The sequence below is a fragment of the Pseudomonas simiae genome, from assembly GCF_900111895.1.
Lineage (GTDB): Bacteria > Pseudomonadota > Gammaproteobacteria > Pseudomonadales > Pseudomonadaceae > Aquipseudomonas > Aquipseudomonas simiae.
Window position 1 is genome coordinate 489,633 of sequence record NZ_FOKB01000002.1, and the last position, 15,452, is coordinate 505,084.

14 protein-coding genes are annotated in these 15,452 nt (G+C 60.9%); 6 read left to right on the plus strand and 8 right to left on the minus strand.

Annotation, left to right across the window (positions count from 1 at the left end):
• Nucleotides 1-35 precede the first annotated feature (35 nt).
• Complete coding sequence (locus BMZ57_RS08180; protein ID WP_010212785.1) at nt 36-806, minus strand: MipA/OmpV family protein; 771 nt, start codon at nt 804-806, stop codon at nt 36-38.
• A gap of 228 nt (nt 807-1,034) precedes the next feature.
• Here BMZ57_RS08180 and BMZ57_RS08185 point away from each other — a divergent pair, with 228 nt between their 5' ends.
• From BMZ57_RS08185 to BMZ57_RS08210, 6 genes are read left to right on the plus strand one after another with little or no spacing between them, the layout of a single operon-like run.
• Nucleotides 1,035-1,736, plus strand: coding sequence for an MtnX-like HAD-IB family phosphatase (locus BMZ57_RS08185; RefSeq protein ID WP_021492535.1), 702 nt, complete (start codon nt 1,035-1,037; stop codon nt 1,734-1,736).
• Nucleotides 1,729-3,123, plus strand: a complete 1,395-nt coding sequence (locus BMZ57_RS08190; protein WP_010212781.1) for an aspartate aminotransferase family protein — start codon at nt 1,729-1,731, stop codon at nt 3,121-3,123. Before BMZ57_RS08185 ends, BMZ57_RS08190 begins: the two co-directional genes overlap by 8 nt.
• Nucleotides 3,120-4,070 carry an alpha/beta hydrolase gene (locus BMZ57_RS08195; protein ID WP_010212779.1) on the plus strand — a complete coding sequence of 317 codons (951 nt, stop codon included), beginning with the start codon at nt 3,120-3,122 and terminating at the stop codon, nt 4,068-4,070. The genes BMZ57_RS08190 and BMZ57_RS08195 overlap by 4 nt, the downstream gene beginning before the upstream one ends.
• A gap of 31 nt (nt 4,071-4,101) precedes the next feature.
• Complete coding sequence (locus BMZ57_RS08200; protein WP_010212776.1) at nt 4,102-5,226, plus strand: GNAT family N-acetyltransferase; 1,125 nt, start codon at nt 4,102-4,104, stop codon at nt 5,224-5,226.
• Nucleotides 5,226-6,995: a sensor histidine kinase gene (locus tag BMZ57_RS08205; RefSeq protein ID WP_010212774.1), complete on the plus strand. Its 1,770-nt coding sequence runs from the start codon at nt 5,226-5,228 to the stop codon at nt 6,993-6,995. The genes BMZ57_RS08200 and BMZ57_RS08205 overlap by 1 nt, the downstream gene beginning before the upstream one ends.
• Nucleotides 6,985-8,382 (plus strand): sigma-54-dependent transcriptional regulator, encoded by a 1,398-nt coding sequence (locus tag BMZ57_RS08210; RefSeq protein ID WP_010212772.1) that lies wholly within the window; start codon nt 6,985-6,987, stop codon nt 8,380-8,382. Before BMZ57_RS08205 ends, BMZ57_RS08210 begins: the two co-directional genes overlap by 11 nt.
• Before the next feature lie 34 nt (nt 8,383-8,416).
• Here BMZ57_RS08210 and BMZ57_RS08215 read toward each other — a convergent pair whose 3' ends face one another.
• From BMZ57_RS08215 to BMZ57_RS08245, 7 genes are all read right to left on the minus strand, one after another.
• The gene (locus BMZ57_RS08215; RefSeq protein WP_175439631.1) at nt 8,417-8,746 is read right to left on the minus strand and encodes a GlpM family protein; all 330 of its coding nucleotides are present in this window, start codon (nt 8,744-8,746) and stop codon (nt 8,417-8,419) included.
• 8 nt (nt 8,747-8,754) lie between these two features.
• A complete protein-coding gene (gene aauR / locus BMZ57_RS08220; protein WP_069672358.1) occupies nt 8,755-10,104 on the minus strand; it encodes a two-component response regulator AauR in 1,350 nt (449 codons plus the stop codon).
• Nucleotides 10,101-12,002, minus strand: a complete 1,902-nt coding sequence (aauS, locus tag BMZ57_RS08225; protein WP_010212767.1) for a two-component sensor histidine kinase AauS — start codon at nt 12,000-12,002, stop codon at nt 10,101-10,103. Before aauS ends, aauR begins: the two co-directional genes overlap by 4 nt.
• 158 nt (nt 12,003-12,160) lie before the next feature.
• Nucleotides 12,161-12,895: an amino acid ABC transporter ATP-binding protein gene (locus BMZ57_RS08230; protein ID WP_010212765.1), complete on the minus strand. Its 735-nt coding sequence runs from the start codon at nt 12,893-12,895 to the stop codon at nt 12,161-12,163.
• Nucleotides 12,892-13,563, minus strand: coding sequence for an amino acid ABC transporter permease (locus tag BMZ57_RS08235; protein WP_010212763.1), 672 nt, complete (start codon nt 13,561-13,563; stop codon nt 12,892-12,894). The genes BMZ57_RS08230 and BMZ57_RS08235 overlap by 4 nt, the downstream gene beginning before the upstream one ends.
• Nucleotides 13,563-14,309 (minus strand): amino acid ABC transporter permease, encoded by a 747-nt coding sequence (locus BMZ57_RS08240; protein WP_010212762.1) that lies wholly within the window; start codon nt 14,307-14,309, stop codon nt 13,563-13,565. Before BMZ57_RS08240 ends, BMZ57_RS08235 begins: the two co-directional genes overlap by 1 nt.
• Before the next feature lie 193 nt (nt 14,310-14,502).
• Complete coding sequence (locus BMZ57_RS08245; protein WP_010212760.1) at nt 14,503-15,429, minus strand: glutamate/aspartate ABC transporter substrate-binding protein; 927 nt, start codon at nt 15,427-15,429, stop codon at nt 14,503-14,505.
• Nucleotides 15,430-15,452 lie beyond the last annotated feature (23 nt).

Below are 15,452 nucleotides of genomic sequence, written 5' to 3' on the forward strand. Positions count from 1 at the left end.
GGATTCCAGGACCTCATTGCAAACCCCAGACCAACCTAATCGAACTTATAGCTGATGGCCGTCTGCACCTGGCCCTGGTTAACGTCGCCAGTCTGCCGGACGATGCTGCTGTCCGCCGCCGAACCCACCAGATGCACCCAGCTCGCGCTGGTCAGCAACGACCATTTGGCAGCCAGGGGAAACTCGAAACTCTGGGTCAGCGTCACGTTCTGGAAGCCGCCGCTGGCGTTGTACGGCCGAAAGCCCGACGCGGCTGCCTCGTTGTCATCCACGCCGAAAAAGGTCTGGGTTTGGCGGGCGTCGGCGAAGTGCGCCACCAGCCCGCTGCTGCCGATGATCCCGTTGCCCAGCGGGTAGCCCAGTTCGCCGCCGACCTTGCCCAGCGTGCCGCTCTGCGCGTGGCCGCCGCCGACGGCCTGGCCCAGCTGTGCATACACCCGCCAGAAATCAGCCGGTGCGTATTGGACAAAACCGCCCACCTCGGCCATGTCCGACACATTACGCAACCCCTGCAGCGAGCCGTTCGAGGTGCGCCCCTGCAGATAATTGATATACGGGCCGGCGGTAAAGCCATTGCTGTTCAACGCGCTCCAGGTCAGGCCGTCGTCGGTACTCAGGCTGACATCGCCCCAGTCCAAGTCGAAATAGGGAACGGGCCGCGTTTCGTAGCGGCTGCCGGTAGGGTCATGGGGCTGGTAGCTGACGCCTGCGCCGACTTCGCCGGTGATACCCTCGGCCTGAGCCGCGTTCGAAACGCTCCAGAGGCCCAATAAACCGGCCAGTGCAGCGCAAGTGATCCTCAACATGGTCACTGTTCCTTGATTGATTACGTGCGCATGAACGCGCAAAGCGTCGACCTCGCGCAAGCACTCATCTTGTTTGTAGCAAGCTACAAAAATTGTAGCTTCCACGACACAAATCGCCCTCCATGCCGAGCAAAGCCCCAGCCCCGCTGGGCCTGCGCCAGTTGGCACGCTCCCTGCTCTACCCCTTGTTGCAAGCGCACACAGCGCGCTCTTCCAAGGTAAACAACGATGATCCAATGGCATATCGTGTGTGACTTCGACGGGACCATCACCCCCACCGATGTCATCGACAACGTCCTCCAACGCTTCGCCGGCCCCGAGTGGGAAACCATCGAACAGGAATGGCTGGATGGGCATATCGGTTCACGCGAATGCCTGAGCCGCCAACTGGCGCTGATCAAGGCGACCCCCTCCGAACTGCTGGCGTATTTCGACAGCGTCGAGATCGACCCGGACTTCCCGGACTTCGTCGACCACGTGATCGGCCTGGGCGCGTCCATCGAAGTGGTCAGTGATGGCATCGAGCAGGGCATCGCGCGAATCCTGTCGCGCAACTACGTGACCTTGCTGCCGATCCTCGCCAACCGCCTGCGCCAGGTCGATCAGAACAGCTGGCGCATCGACTTCCCGTATTCCAGCGATGCCTGCCGTGCCGCCTCCGGCAACTGCAAGTGCAAGTCCACCCCGCGCCACAAGCGCGTGCTGGTGATCGGCGACGGCAAGTCCGACATGTGCGTGGCCTCCACTGCCGACTTCGTGTTCGCCAAGGGCAGCCTCGCCGACTACTGCGTCGCCAACCACATTCCTCATGCGCGCTTCGACACCTTTGCCGAAGTGACGGCGCTGCTGGCTCAACTGCCACAAAGCCTCGCCGCCAACGCCACCACCTTTACTGCTGCTGACAATCAGGAACTCTTCCACCATGTCTGATATCCGTATCGCTACCGCCGAAGACCAGATCCTTCTGGATAAAGAAGCCAAATACTGCTCCTACGGCGACACCGTCCACTACATCGAACCGCCGCGTATTTTCAGCCGTTGCGAAGGCTCCTACGTGTGGGACACCGAAGACCAGGCCTACCTCGACCTGCAAATGTGGTACTCGGCGGTCAACTTCGGCTACGCCAACCCACGCCTGAACAATGCGCTGAAGCAGCAGATCGACACCCTGCCGCAGATCGCCAGCCAGTACTTGCACAAGGGCAAGATCGAGCTGTCGGAAATGATCGCGGTCGACGCCAAGAAGAAGTTCGGCCTCGACGGTCGCGTGCACTTCAACGTCGGCGGTTCGCAGTCCATCGAAGACTCCCTGAAGGTGGTGCGTAACGCCACCAACGGCAAGAGCCTGATGTTCGCCTTCGAGGGCGGCTACCACGGGCGTACCCTCGGCGCGTCGTCGATTACGTCCAGTTACCGCTACCGTCGTCGCTATGGCCACTTCGGCGAGCGCGCGCAGTTCATCCCATTCCCGTACCACTTCCGTGGCCCTAAAGGCATGACCAAGGAAGAATACGGCAGCCACTGCGTGCAGCAATTCGCCCGTCTGTTCGAGACCGAATACAACGGCGTGTGGGACCCGAAAGTCGGCCAGAGTGAGTACGCTGCGTTCTACGTCGAGCCGATCCAGGGCACCGGTGGTTATGTGATCCCGCCGATGAACTTCTACCGTGAGTTGAAGCACGTGCTGGATCAGCACGGCATCCTGATGGTCTCCGACGAAATCCAGATGGGCTTCTACCGCACCGGCAAACTGTGGTCGATCGAGCACTTCGACGTGCAACCGGACGTGATCGTGTTCGGTAAGGCGCTGACCAACGGCCTCAATCCACTGGGCGGCATCTGGGCCCGTGAAGAGTTGATCAACCCGAAGATCTTCCCGCCAGGTTCGACCCACTCCACCTTCGCCTCCAACCCGTTGGGCACGGCGGTAGGCTTGGAAATGTTCAAGATGACCAACGAAGTCGACTACGGCGCGATGGTCATGGCCAAGGGCAAGTTCTTCCTTGAAGGCCTGCAAGACTTGCAGAAACGCTTCCCGATCATCGGCGACGTCGACGGCCTGGGCCTGGCCCTGCGCTGCGAAATTTGCGGCCCGGATGGCTTCACACCGGACAAGGCGACCCTGGACTACATGGTCGAGGAAGGCATGAAGGGCGACATGGTGGTGGACGGTCAGAAGCTGGGTCTGATCCTCGACGTGGGCGGTTACTACAAAAACGTGATCACCCTGGCACCGTCCCTGGAAATCAGCTACCCGGAAATCGAACTGGGCCTGAAGCTGCTTGAGCAACTGCTGGTGCGGGCGACCGACCGGTGAACACAGTAGAGATCGACCTCGGTGAGGGTGATGCCGGTTTCGTTCTCGGTGATGGTCCGGTCGGGATCCTGTTGATCCACGGCCTGACCGGCACCCCGACGGAGTTGCGCCAGGTCGCCAAGGGCCTGGTCAAGGTGGGCAACTGCACGGTGTACGTGCCCACCCTGGCCGGGCATTGCGGTGACAACAGCGACCTGCAAGCCACCGGCTGGCGAGACTGGTACGAAGGCGTGCGCAAGACCTTCGCGGGCGTGAAGCAGCGCCATGAACAGGTGTTTGTCGGTGGCTTGTCCATGGGCGCGGTGATGTCGATGTATGTGGCCGCCGAGCACCCTGGGCAAGTCGCCGGGCTGCTGATGTATTCCACCACCTTGAAGTACGACGGTTGGAGCATCAACAAGCTGGCATTCCTTACGCCGTTGTTGATGAAAATCCCCTTCGGCGTGCATCTCTGCCGCTTCGAAGAGAAGCCGCCGTACGGCATCAAGAACGAACGCCTGCGCGGCATCGTCGAGCGGCAGATGAAGGAAGGCGAGAGTAGCGAGGCGGGGTTGTTGACCATGGAGGGCATCACCGTGCGCGAATTGCACCGGATGAACGCTGTGGTCAAGAAGCGCATGCCGCAGATCAACGTGCCGGCGCTGGTGTTGCACTCCATCGAGGACGACATCACCAGCCGTTGGAACGCGGACTATGTGGAGCGCCATCTGGGCGGGCCCGTGACCAAGATCCTGTTGGACAACTGCTACCACATGATCACCGTCGACCTGCAATACCGCCGCGTGATCGAGTTGAGTGCCGACTTCGTCGAGCAGCACGCGGGCCTCAAACCCATGCAGGTCGAGGTGGGACTCCAGCGAGGCAGCGATGCAGGCACCTCGGTCTTTCAAATGCACCGAGGTGATGCCATCGCAGCCTCGCCGGGGCTCGACAGCTCCCACGTTTGATCGGCGCTCACCCCAGATATAAGGGAAACCTGTGATCACCACCCAAGCCTTCCCGACCATTCGGGCCATCCAGCGCAGTGCCTGGAACGACTGTTTTGCGGGAGCCCTGGAGGATTGGGACTATTACGTCGCCGTGGAGAACGCCGCCATCGAAGATTTCCAGTGGCGTTACCTGGCGGTTTACGAAGATGGAACGCTGGCGGCTGTGGCGGCGGCGTTCATCACCCATTATCGCCTCGACACGACGGTGTCGGGCGCCGGCAAGCGCGTGACCGAGCGTGTCGAACGCTTGTGGCCGGGGCTATTGCAATTGGGGCTGTATGCCCTCGGTTCCCCGGTGGCTGAGCGTTGCGACGTCGGTTTTGCCAGTGGCGTGGCGGATGGGCGCCGACCGCTGTTGCTCAAACACCTGCTGGCAGCCGCGCGCCAGGATGCCGATGACTTTGGTATCGGCCTGGTGGCGGTCAAGGACGCGCCGAGCAAAGACCCGGATTGGGTCGAAAGTTGCCGGGCTGCTGGCTTCCAGAGCATGCCGAGCTTGCCCACGGGGGTATTGCCGCTGCCGTACGGCTCGGTGGACGCTTACTTGGGCTCCCTAGGAAAATCCACGCGCAAGGACCTGCGCCGCAAACTGCGCGCGCCGGGGCCACGGGTGGAATGGCGGCGCAATATCGACGACGTGCTGCCGCAGGTCATGCGCCTGTACGAGGCTACGCTGACGCGTGCCGAATTGCAGTTCGAGCGGCTGCCCGCCGGCTACTTCACCGGTGTGCTCGAACGCCTTGATGAGCGCGCGGTCTGTGTTCTTTACTGGGTGGACGAGCAACTGGTGGCGTTCAACCTGATCCTGGTGGACGAACATCGACTGGTGGACAAGTTTTTCGGGCATGACGTTGAGTTCACTCGCGACTACAACCTGTACTTCCGTAGCTGGCTGACCAACGTCGACTACTGTATTCAACACAATATTGCGGTGTATGAGTGCGGCCAGGCCGGGTATGCCAGTAAGCTACGCCTGGGCTGCGAGTTCCAAGGCAACAGCGTGTTTTTCCGCCACCGCAACCGGCTGGTCAACGGCCTGCTCAAGCTTGTAAAACTGTTTATTCGACCGGATCGTTCCGACCCTGCCATGGCTGCTGCGATAAGCGAAACCTGATGATCACCAAGACCCGCCAGAAAGCCCGCCCCTTTGCCATTTCGCGTTGGAGCGTCCAGCGCAAGCTGGTGCTGGCGTTCTGGTTGGTCAGTGTGATTCCCACCATGATCGCCGCCGAACTGGCGGCCACCACGCTGTCGCAGATCTTCGACAGCAACGTGCGCATCTGGCTGCAGGAGTCGACCAAGATCGTCAAGGACGAGATCGGCGATATCCTTCATGACAACGCACGCATGGCTAAATTGTTTTTGCGCTACACCAGCCCGCCTGCGAGCAAGCAAGCGGCCAAACACGACCGGCTGACCGCCGACATTGCCGATGCCACCGATATTGATGTGGTGGCGTTGATTCGCACCAGTGACCAAAAAATCGTGTTCAGCACCGCGGCATCCGACATCGTCAAGCAGATCAGCCTGGCCAAAAATACGGTGTTGCAGACTGTGCAGGTAGGGGGCGCGTCCACCGGCATCGTGGTCTCGACTTTCGAGACCTCCCAGGACGGCGTCGATTACGAGCTGCTGGTCGGGACTTACCTGGACAGCAGTTTCCTCACCAGCGTGGCCGACGTGCATTCCCTCGACCTGCGCCTGTACCTGGCGAACCCGGAAGGTTTCTCTGAGATTTTCTCGACCCAACGTTTTGAGGATCACCCTTCGCGCATCCCCAAGAGCGTCGAAACCGCGATGCGCGCCACCAGGCAGCCCAGTGAGCAGTTCACCAACAACTACAGCGGGTTGTACTGGCCGATCTTCAACGATGCCGGTGACCTGCAAGGTGTGATTTTCAGTGGCTTGCTGCGCCACACCAGCCTGGTGGGGCTGGTAAACCAGAGCAATCTGTTTGTGTTGATCTTCCTGCTCAGCTCGGCCTTGTCGCTGGCTGCCGGGGTATTGGTGTCGCGACGTTTGACCAAGCCGCTGCGGGACCTGTCCCAGGGCGTGAGTGCGGTGATTTCCGGCGACTATGCGCACCGCGTGGTGGTCAGCGGTGGTGATGAACTGGCGCAGTTGAGCAGTACCTTCAACCATATGACCGAGCGCCTGGGTGAGTTGCATCACCTTGAAGCGCAGCTGCGTCGACGTGATCGCCTGCATGCCCTGGGTGAAGTCGCCATGGGCCTGGCCCACGAGATCCGCAACCCGCTGGGCATCATCAAGACGGCAACGCAGTTGCTGCACCGCCGCGCCGATCTGGCGGACACCGACAAGCGCCACCTGGAATACGTGATCAGTGAAGTCAGCCGTATCAACGACCTGATCACCGAATTCCTCGACTTTGCCAAGCCCAACCCGCCGTTGCGCGTATTGCTGCCGGCGCGCCCGTTGGTCGAGGAAATCCTCGGCTTCTGCGCCCCGGAGCTGGCCACGCATACTATCGATGCGCAGATCGACGACCAGGCGCCGGGAGCGACGATCTACGCAGATGCCAAACAGCTCAAGCAGGCGTGCCTCAACCTGATTCTCAACGCCATCGACGCGATGCCCGAAGGTGGGCGCCTGACCCTGGGGATTCGCGCGGACGGCGAGAACACGGTGATCAGCATCGCCGACACCGGCCAGGGTATTCCGGCGGACATGATCGAACGCATCTTCACGCCTTTCGTTACCACCAAGGCCTCCGGCACCGGCCTGGGCCTGGCCAAAGTCTATTCGATCATGGAAAGTCACGACGGCAGCATCGAATGTGCCAGTGAAAAAGATGCCGGCGCCACCTTCAGCCTGTACATTCCGGCGAGTGGCGAAGACGACGAGGACAGTCATGACGCATAACATTCTGGTAGTCGACGACGAACCCAAGCTCTGCGACTTGCTGGCATCGGCCCTGGGGCAGAACGATGTGCAGGTGTTCATCGCCGGCAACGGCCTGCATGCGCTCAAGGTGCTGGAACAGGAAGACATCGACCTGGTGATCAGCGACTGGCGCATGCCGGGCATGGACGGTCCGGCGCTGCTGGCCGAGATCAAGGTGCGCTACCCCCATGTGCCGGTGATCGTGATGACCGCCTACAGCACGGTGAAGAACGCCGTGCAGTCGATGCGCAACGGCGCCTACGACTACATCGCCAAGCCGTTCGACATCGACGAGCTGGACATCACCGTGGCCAAGGCCCTGCAGTTTCGCGACATCATGCGCGACAACGCACGCCTGCGTGCCGAGCTGGACGAGCACGCGCAATTCGACAGCCTGGTAGGCGACAGCCCGGCGTTTCGCAAAGTGCTGCAAGCCGTGGACTCGGTGCGCGACAGCAGCGCCACCATCCTGCTGACCGGCGAAAGCGGCACCGGCAAGGAAATGGTCGCCCGCGCCATTCACAAACATGGCAGCCGTGCCGACAAACCCTTCGTGGCGGTCAATTGCGCGGCCATCCCGGAAGGGCTGCTGGAAAGCGAAATGTTCGGCCACCGCAAAGGCGCGTTCACCGGTGCCGTGGCTGACCGGGTAGGGCGCTTCCAACAGGCCGACAAAGGCACGCTGTTTCTCGATGAAGTGGGCGACATGCCCCTGGCGTTGCAGGCCAAGATCCTGCGCGCGTTGCAGGAGCGGGTGATCGAACCGGTGGGCGATCCCCGCGAGCGCAAGGTGGATGTGCGAGTGATCGCCGCGACCAACAAGAACCTGCTGGACGCGGTGGCCAACAAGGAATTTCGCGAAGACCTGTACTACCGCCTCAACGTGTTCCCGATTCCCTTGCCGTCATTGCGCGAACGGGTGGAAGACATCGCGCCCCTGGCCCGTCACTTCGCCCAGACCCTCAGCGCCACTGCCGGTAAACGCATCACCGGTTTCAGTGCTGAAGCGTTGCAGGCCATGGCGGCCTACCACTGGCCAGGCAATATCCGTGAACTGCAGAACTGCGTAGAGCGCGCGACCATTGTGGCGGCGTCGCCGGTGATCGAAGACATCGACTTGCCGGGCTACCTGTTTGCGTCCAAACCGAACCAGGGCGACGTGACGGCGATCCTCAGCGACGGGCCGGGCATTCCCCAGGACCTGGATGCGGCACTGGCGGAAGTGGAAAAGGCCTACATACTCGCGGCGTTGCAGGAGAGCAATGGCGTGCAAGCGGCGGCGGCGGCGAAGATCGGGATTTCGGAGCGCAGCTTCTGGTACCGCCTCAAGAAGCTGGGCATTCAGGTCGACAAAATAGTCCGCTGATCTTTCCGGCACACCTCAATTCAAATGTGGTGTGTCAGGTATGGACGCGTACCCAGATGCTCACTAACACGGTTGCCGCCATCAACCAGGCGACAGCCGCCACGGCCAGCGACGCCTCCAACCGCATCCGATCCACCACCACATACAACGTCGCCAAATACACAAAATACGGAATGATCGACCACATCCCGAACAGGATCGTGGTCTTCAAATCCTCCACCGAGCGGCCCTTGCCGACGATGTAATGGGCGATCAACGCAAAGGTCGGAAACAGCGGCACCAAACCAGCGATGTAGTAGTTTTTGGTCTTGGCCAGCACGGCCAGAATCAACACCACCGCCGCGCCAAGAGCGGCCTTCAACACCAGATCCATCAGTGGCTCAACCCGTATTTTTTGACTTTATCGAACAGCGTGGTCTTAGCCATCCCCAGTTCCTGACTGGCCTGGGTCAGGTTGCCGCCGCTGCGTTGCAAGGCGTCGTTGAGCAGGTTGCGTTCGAACGCTTCCACTGCCTCGGTGAAAGCCAGGCTTTGGCTGCCGCTGCTGGTGCCGCTTTTCTTGAAGGCCGGCAGGCCGAGGGCGAAGCGTTCGGCGACGTTGCGCAGTTCACGCACGTTGCCCGGCCAGTCGTGGCTCATCAGGCTCGACAGGGTCTGGTTGTCCAGCTCCGGCACACTGCGGTCAAAACGCAGCGACGACTGCTGAAGGAAATGTTCGAACAGCTGCAGGATGTCTTCGCGGCGCTCGCGCAACGGCGGCAGCTCCAGGGTCACCACGTTGAGGCGATAGTACAGGTCGCTGCGGAACTGATTGGCACGGCTCAGTTCATCGAGGTCAGACTTGGTGGCGGCGATCACCCGGCAATCCACCGCCACGCTCTGGTTCGACCCCAGGCGTTCCAGGGTACGCTCCTGCAAAACTCGCAGTAGCTTGATCTGCAGGTTGATCGGCATGCTTTCCACTTCATCGAGGAACAGCGTGCCTTCGTGGGCGTGTTCGATCTTACCGATACGACGTTTGCCGGCGCCGGTGAAGGCATTGGCTTCGTGACCGAAAATCTCGCTTTCGAATAGGTTCTCCGGTAGGCCGCCGCAGTTCAGCGCGACGAACTGGTGAGCATGACGCCGGCTGAAATCATGCAGGCAGCGCGCAACCAGTTCCTTGCCGGTGCCAGTCTCGCCTTCGATCAGCACGTTGGCCGAGGTGTCGGCCACGTTGGCGATCAGCTCGCGCAGGTTCTGCATGGCCGGTGAGCGGCCGATGATGCGGCCTTCCAGCGAATCGCGCTCGGCCAATTGGCGGCGCAGCGACCAGACTTCCCTCGCCAGTCCGCGCTGTTCAAGGGCGCGGCGGGCCACGTCCACCAAGCGTTCGGGGGAGAAGGGTTTTTCCATGAAGTCATAGGCGCCGTTGCGCATGGCGCCGACGGCCATGGAGATGTCGCCGTGCCCGGTGATCAGCACCACCGGCAAGCTTTTATCCAAAGCCTTGAGACGGGTGAGTAGCTCCAGGCCGTCAATGCCGGGCAAGCGGATGTCGCTGATCACAATGCCGGCGAAGTTCTCGCCGATGCGCTTCAACGCCTCTTCAGCGCTGCCTACGCCGACACTGGGAATGTCTTCCAGGGCCAGGGCCTGCTGGCAGCCGAGCAGTACATGGGGGTCGTCTTCGACGATCAGTACCGTGAGCTCGTCTTTAATGGCTTTAGCGTCTGTATTCATGTCGACTCAGCTTTTTGAGCGCCCGCCAACGGCAGGCACAAGACAAAGGCCGTTCCACCACTGGCCGGGTGTTCCACGGCAAGGTTGCCGCCGGTGGCCGCCGCCAGGCTGGCGGAGAGGGTCAGGCCCAGGCCCAGGCCTTGCTCGCCGGGCTTGGTGGTGAAGAACGGTTCAAACAAATGCTTGCGCGCCTCCGGGTCGATACCGTGGCCATTGTCGCGCACGTGCAGGCGGTATTTACCGTCGGCGCTGCTGCCTTCCAGCCACAGCTCGGGAGCCGGCTGAGCCTGCATAGCGTCGAGGGCATTGCCGATCAGGTTGACCAGGATCTGCTCCAGGCGCGTCTGGTCGATTTGCAATTGCGCGTGGGAAAAGTCGCGGTGCAGGGTCAGCGGTAGGCTGTCCAGGCGTGCGCCGAGTACTTGGAAAGCCGCGTCTACCGCTTTGGCCAGGCTGGCTTCGCCCTGGTCATCGCCGCGCCGGGCGAAGGAGCGCAGGCTGGCGGTGATGCGACCCATGCGGTCGATCAGTTCGTTGATGGTTTTGAGGTTGGCACTGGCGGTGTCCAGGGCGCCGCGCTCCAGGAAGCGTACGGTGTTGCCGGACAGGGTGCGCAGGGCTGCCAGGGGCTGGTTCAATTCGTGGGCGATGCTGGTCGACATCTGGCCGATGGCCGCCAGCTTGCCGGCCTGCACCAGTTCATCCTGGGCGCGGCGCAGCGTCTCCTCGGCCTGGCGCCGTTCGCGGATCTGGCCCTTGAGCCGTTCGTTGCTGGCACGCAGGTCGGCGGTGCGTTCGGCAATCCGTCGTTCCAGCTGGCTGTTGGCTTCCTGCAGGGCTTCCCGCGCGGCGAGGCGGGTGGCGATGACTTTGCGTCGCTCGTTCCAGGCAATCAGCAAAAACGCCACCAGGCCAAACGCGACGGCCACCAAAATGCCTTGGTTGATCGCCGCACGGCGCAGGTCGTTGAGCGGGGTGAGCAGGGTGAAATTCCAGGGTGTGTCATTCAGCGGGCGGGTTTGCGCCAGGTAGCTGACTTCGTGCTCGTCGTTCACCACTTCGCTGTTGGCCGGGAAGGTCAGTTTCTCGGTACCTTCGTTGAGGCGCTCGCGGGCCAGGGGTTCCAGCTCGTTCAACGTCGCCCAGTAGTATTGCAGGCTGTGGGCCAGGCGTTCCTTGACGTCATCGCTCAGCGGACGCACAGCCTTGAGGCGGCGGGCCGGGTCGCTGGAGAGGATGATGATGCCGTTCTCGTCGCTCACAAAGGCTTCGAGGCGCGCGCGTTGCCAGCGTTCCTCCAGGGCTTCGAGGCGCACCTTGACCACGGCGACGCCGATGATCTTGCCATGCTCTTCCAGGCCGTGGGCCAGGTAGTAGCCAGGTTCGCCGTTGGTGCTGCCGATGCCGTAGAAACGGCCAGGCTGGCCACGCACGGCGTTCTGGAAATAGGCGCGGAAGGACAGGTCTTCACCCTGGTAACTGTCGGCATCACGCCAGTTACTGGTGGCCAGCACGCGGCCGGTGGTGTCCATCACGTAGATGGCCCGGCTGCGACTGCGTCGGTTCAGGCCTTCGAGGTAATCGTTGACGGTCTTGCGGGTTTCCTGATTGGGGTCGGCCAGCAGCGCGGACACGCTGGACTCCAGTTCCAACAGGCTGGGCAAGTAGGTGTATTTGCTCAGTTCGCTTTCGACGGTGCGGGCATGCAGCTCCAGCTGGCGTTCGCCAGTGTCGCTGAGGGTGCGGATGCCGTAGTACTCGCTGACCCAGAAGCCGATATAACCCAGGCCGATCATCAGGGCGATGATCAACGGCGGCAGGAACAGTTGGCGGATCAGGCGTGGTTTCACGGCAAGTGATGGCGGTGCGGCGCGAAATTGGTTGGGGTCGCATTTCATCACAGATGCCTTGGGTCAGCTACCGCTCACCCCTTCCTGTAGGAGCGAGCTTGCTCGCGAAAAAACCAAGGGCATCGCGTTCATCCAGGATGTGCGCGTCATCGTTGCCTTTTTCGCGAGCAAGCTCGCTCCTACAGGAGGAGCAAGCTGTGGCTTTTTTAGTGCTGCAGGATTTTCTCAAGGAAGTGCTGCGCGCGTTCGGAGCGGGCGCTGATGTCGCCGAAAAACTCTTCTTTCGGGCAGTCTTCGATGATCTTGCCGGCGTCCATGAAGATCACGCGGTCGGCCACTTTGCGGGCGAAGCCCATTTCGTGGGTCACGCACATCATGGTCATGCCTTCTTGGGCCAGCTGCACCATTACGTCGAGTACTTCGTTGACCATTTCCGGATCGAGGGCCGAGGTCGGTTCGTCGAACAGCATGACGATCGGGTCCATGGCCAGGGCGCGGGCAATTGCCACGCGTTGTTGCTGGCCGCCGGAAAGCTGGCCCGGGTGCTTGTGGGCGTGTGCCGACAGGCCCACACGCTCAAGCAGTTGCAGGCCTTTCTTGGTCGCTTCTTCCTTGCTGCGACCGAGTACCTTGATCTGCGCGATGGTCAGGTTCTCGGTGATGGTCAGGTGCGGGAACAGCTCGAAGTGCTGGAACACCATGCCCACGCGCGAACGCAGCTGCGGCAGGTTGGTCTTCGGGTCGGCGATGGAGGTGCCGTCGACCACGATGTCGCCCTTCTGGAACGGTTCCAGCGCGTTGACGCACTTGATCAGGGTGGACTTACCCGAGCCCGACGGCCCGCACACCACGATCACTTCGCCTTTTTTGACATCGGTGCTGCAATCGGTCAGCACCTGGAAGTCGCCATACCACTTGTTGATATTCTTGATAGAGATCATACGGCAAACCTTTTTTGCAGACGCTTGACCAGCAGCGAGGCGGAAAAGCTGATGATGAAGTAGACGACACCGGCGAAGATCAAGAACTCATTGGAGCGGCCGATGATGTCGCCGTTGGAGCGGGCGGAGTTGAGGAAGTCCACCAGGCCCACGGTGTAGACCAGCGAGGTGTCCTGGAACAGGATGATCGACTGTTGCAGCAGCAACGGGGTCATCTTGCGGAACGCCTGGGGCAGGATGATCAGGCGCATGGTCTGGCCGTAGGTCATGCCCATGGCCTGTGCTGCTGCCATCTGGCCTTTGGGGATCGACTGCACGCCGGCCCGTACGATCTCGCAGAAGTACGCGGCTTCGAACATCATGAAGGCCACGACGCAGGAGGTGAACGCACCGATCGGGGTGTCTTCGCCGGTGATCCAGCGCAATACGAACGGCACCGCCAGGTAAAACCAGGTGATCACCAGCAGCAGCGGGATCGAGCGGAAGTAGTTCACATAAGCGCCGGCCACGCGGGACAGCAGTTTGCTGGACGACAGGCGCATCAGCGCCAGGACCGTACCCAGCGCAATGCCGCCGACTACCCCCATGACCATCAACTGCAAGGTCATGACCATGCCGTTCCACAGGCCTGGGATAGCGGGGATGATGCCGCTGAAATCGAAGTCCATTATTTACCCCCCACGGAGATCAGGCCGGGCACTGCGACTTTCTTCTCGACCAGGCGCATGAGCAGCATCAGGCTCATGTTCAGGGTGAAATAGATCAGCGTGGCCAGGGTGAAGGCTTCAAACAGGTTGGCCGAGAACTCGGCGGTCTGTTTGGTTTGCGCCAGCAGTTCCATCAGGCCGATCAAGGACGCCACGGAGGAGTTCTTGAAGACGTTGAGGAATTCCGAGGTGAGCGGTGGAATGATGATTCGGTAGGCCTGCGGCAGCAGCACGTTCCAATAGATCTGCGGCAGCTTGAAGCCCATGGCGCGCGCGGCGGATTCCTGGCCGCGTGGCAGCGCCTGGATACCGGTACGCACCTGCTCACACACACGGGCGGCGGTGAACAGGCCCAGGCACACGACAACGCTCAGGTAGGCCGAGGTGGTCGGGTTGAGGTCTTGTTTGTACCAGTCCTGCAGGTTCTGCGGCAGCATGTCGGGTACCAGGAAGTACCAGATGAACAGCTGCACCAGCAACGGCACGTTACGAAACAGTTCCACGTAGCAGGTCGCGATGCCCGATACGATGCGGTTTGGCACGGTGCGCATGACGCCCAGAATGGACCCCAGCAGCAAGGCGATAATCCATGCCACGACAGCGATGGCGATGGTCCAGCCCAGGCCGGCGATGTACCAGTCGAGATAAGTCTCGCTGCCCACGCCAGTGGACTTGAAGAACACGCCCCAGTCCCAGTTGTAATTCATTAGGGTCTCCCCTCGAAATCGATCGATGTACAAGCACCCGCTTGGGGAAGATCCTTTCCCGCCTGACGGTGAACGCCAGGCACACACGATCGGCTCGAAAACCGCCAGGTCGAGTGTTCCAATTAAAGCCAGCAGGTAGTAACAGACGCCTGAGGGAGGGTTGGCTCCCTCAGGAGATAAGCTTAGTCAGGTATCAGATTTTTACGTCAGGCGCTGGCTTGTCACTTGGGTTGGCGATCAGCTCCTTCACCTTGTCGCTCATCGGGAAGTTCAGGTTCAGGCCTTTTGGTGGGATTGGGCTCTCGAACCACTTGCTGTAGATCTTGTTGATTTCGCCGGATTTGTACAGGGCAACGATGGCGTCATCGACCGCTTTCTTGAAGGCCGGGTCGTCTTTACGCACCATGCATGCGTAGGCTTCGAAGGACTGCGGAGTACCGGTGATGACCCAGTCGTCCGGCTTCTTGGCCTTGGCTTCTTCACCGGCCAGCAGGGCGTCGTCCATCATGAAGGCAACGGCGCGGCCGCTTTCCAGCATCTGGAAGGATTCGCCATGGTCTTTGGCGGAGATGACGTTCATGCCCATTTGCTTGTCGGCGTTCATCGCTTTGATGATGCGCTCGGACGTGGTGCCGGCGGTGGTTACGACGTTCTTGCCTTTCAGGTCGGCAAAGTCAGCGTAGGACGGCTTGCCATCCTTGTCTTTCTTGACCAGCAGACGGGTGCCAATTTCGAAGATGTTGACGGTGAAATCAACTTGCTGGGCGCGTTCGGCGTTGTTGGTGGTGGAGCCGCACTCGAGGTCCGCGGTGCCGTTCTGGATCAGCGGAATACGGGTTTGTGAAGTGACCAGGTTGTACTTGGCTTTCAAGTCGGGTTTGTTCAGGTCTTTTTTCAGTTGCTCGACGACGGCCAACTGAATGTCGTGGGAGTAGCCCACGGGTTTGCCCGAACCATCCGCGATGTAGGAAAACGGAATGGAGCTGTCGCGGTGAGCGAGAGTGATGGTGCCGGAGTCGTTGATCTTTTTCAGCGTGCCGGTGAGTTCGGCGGCGAAAACTGGAGTGCTGATCAGAGCAGCAGCGATAGCTGCGCCCAGAATATGGGGAACGATGCGCATCAATACTTCCTCGACATTTGTTT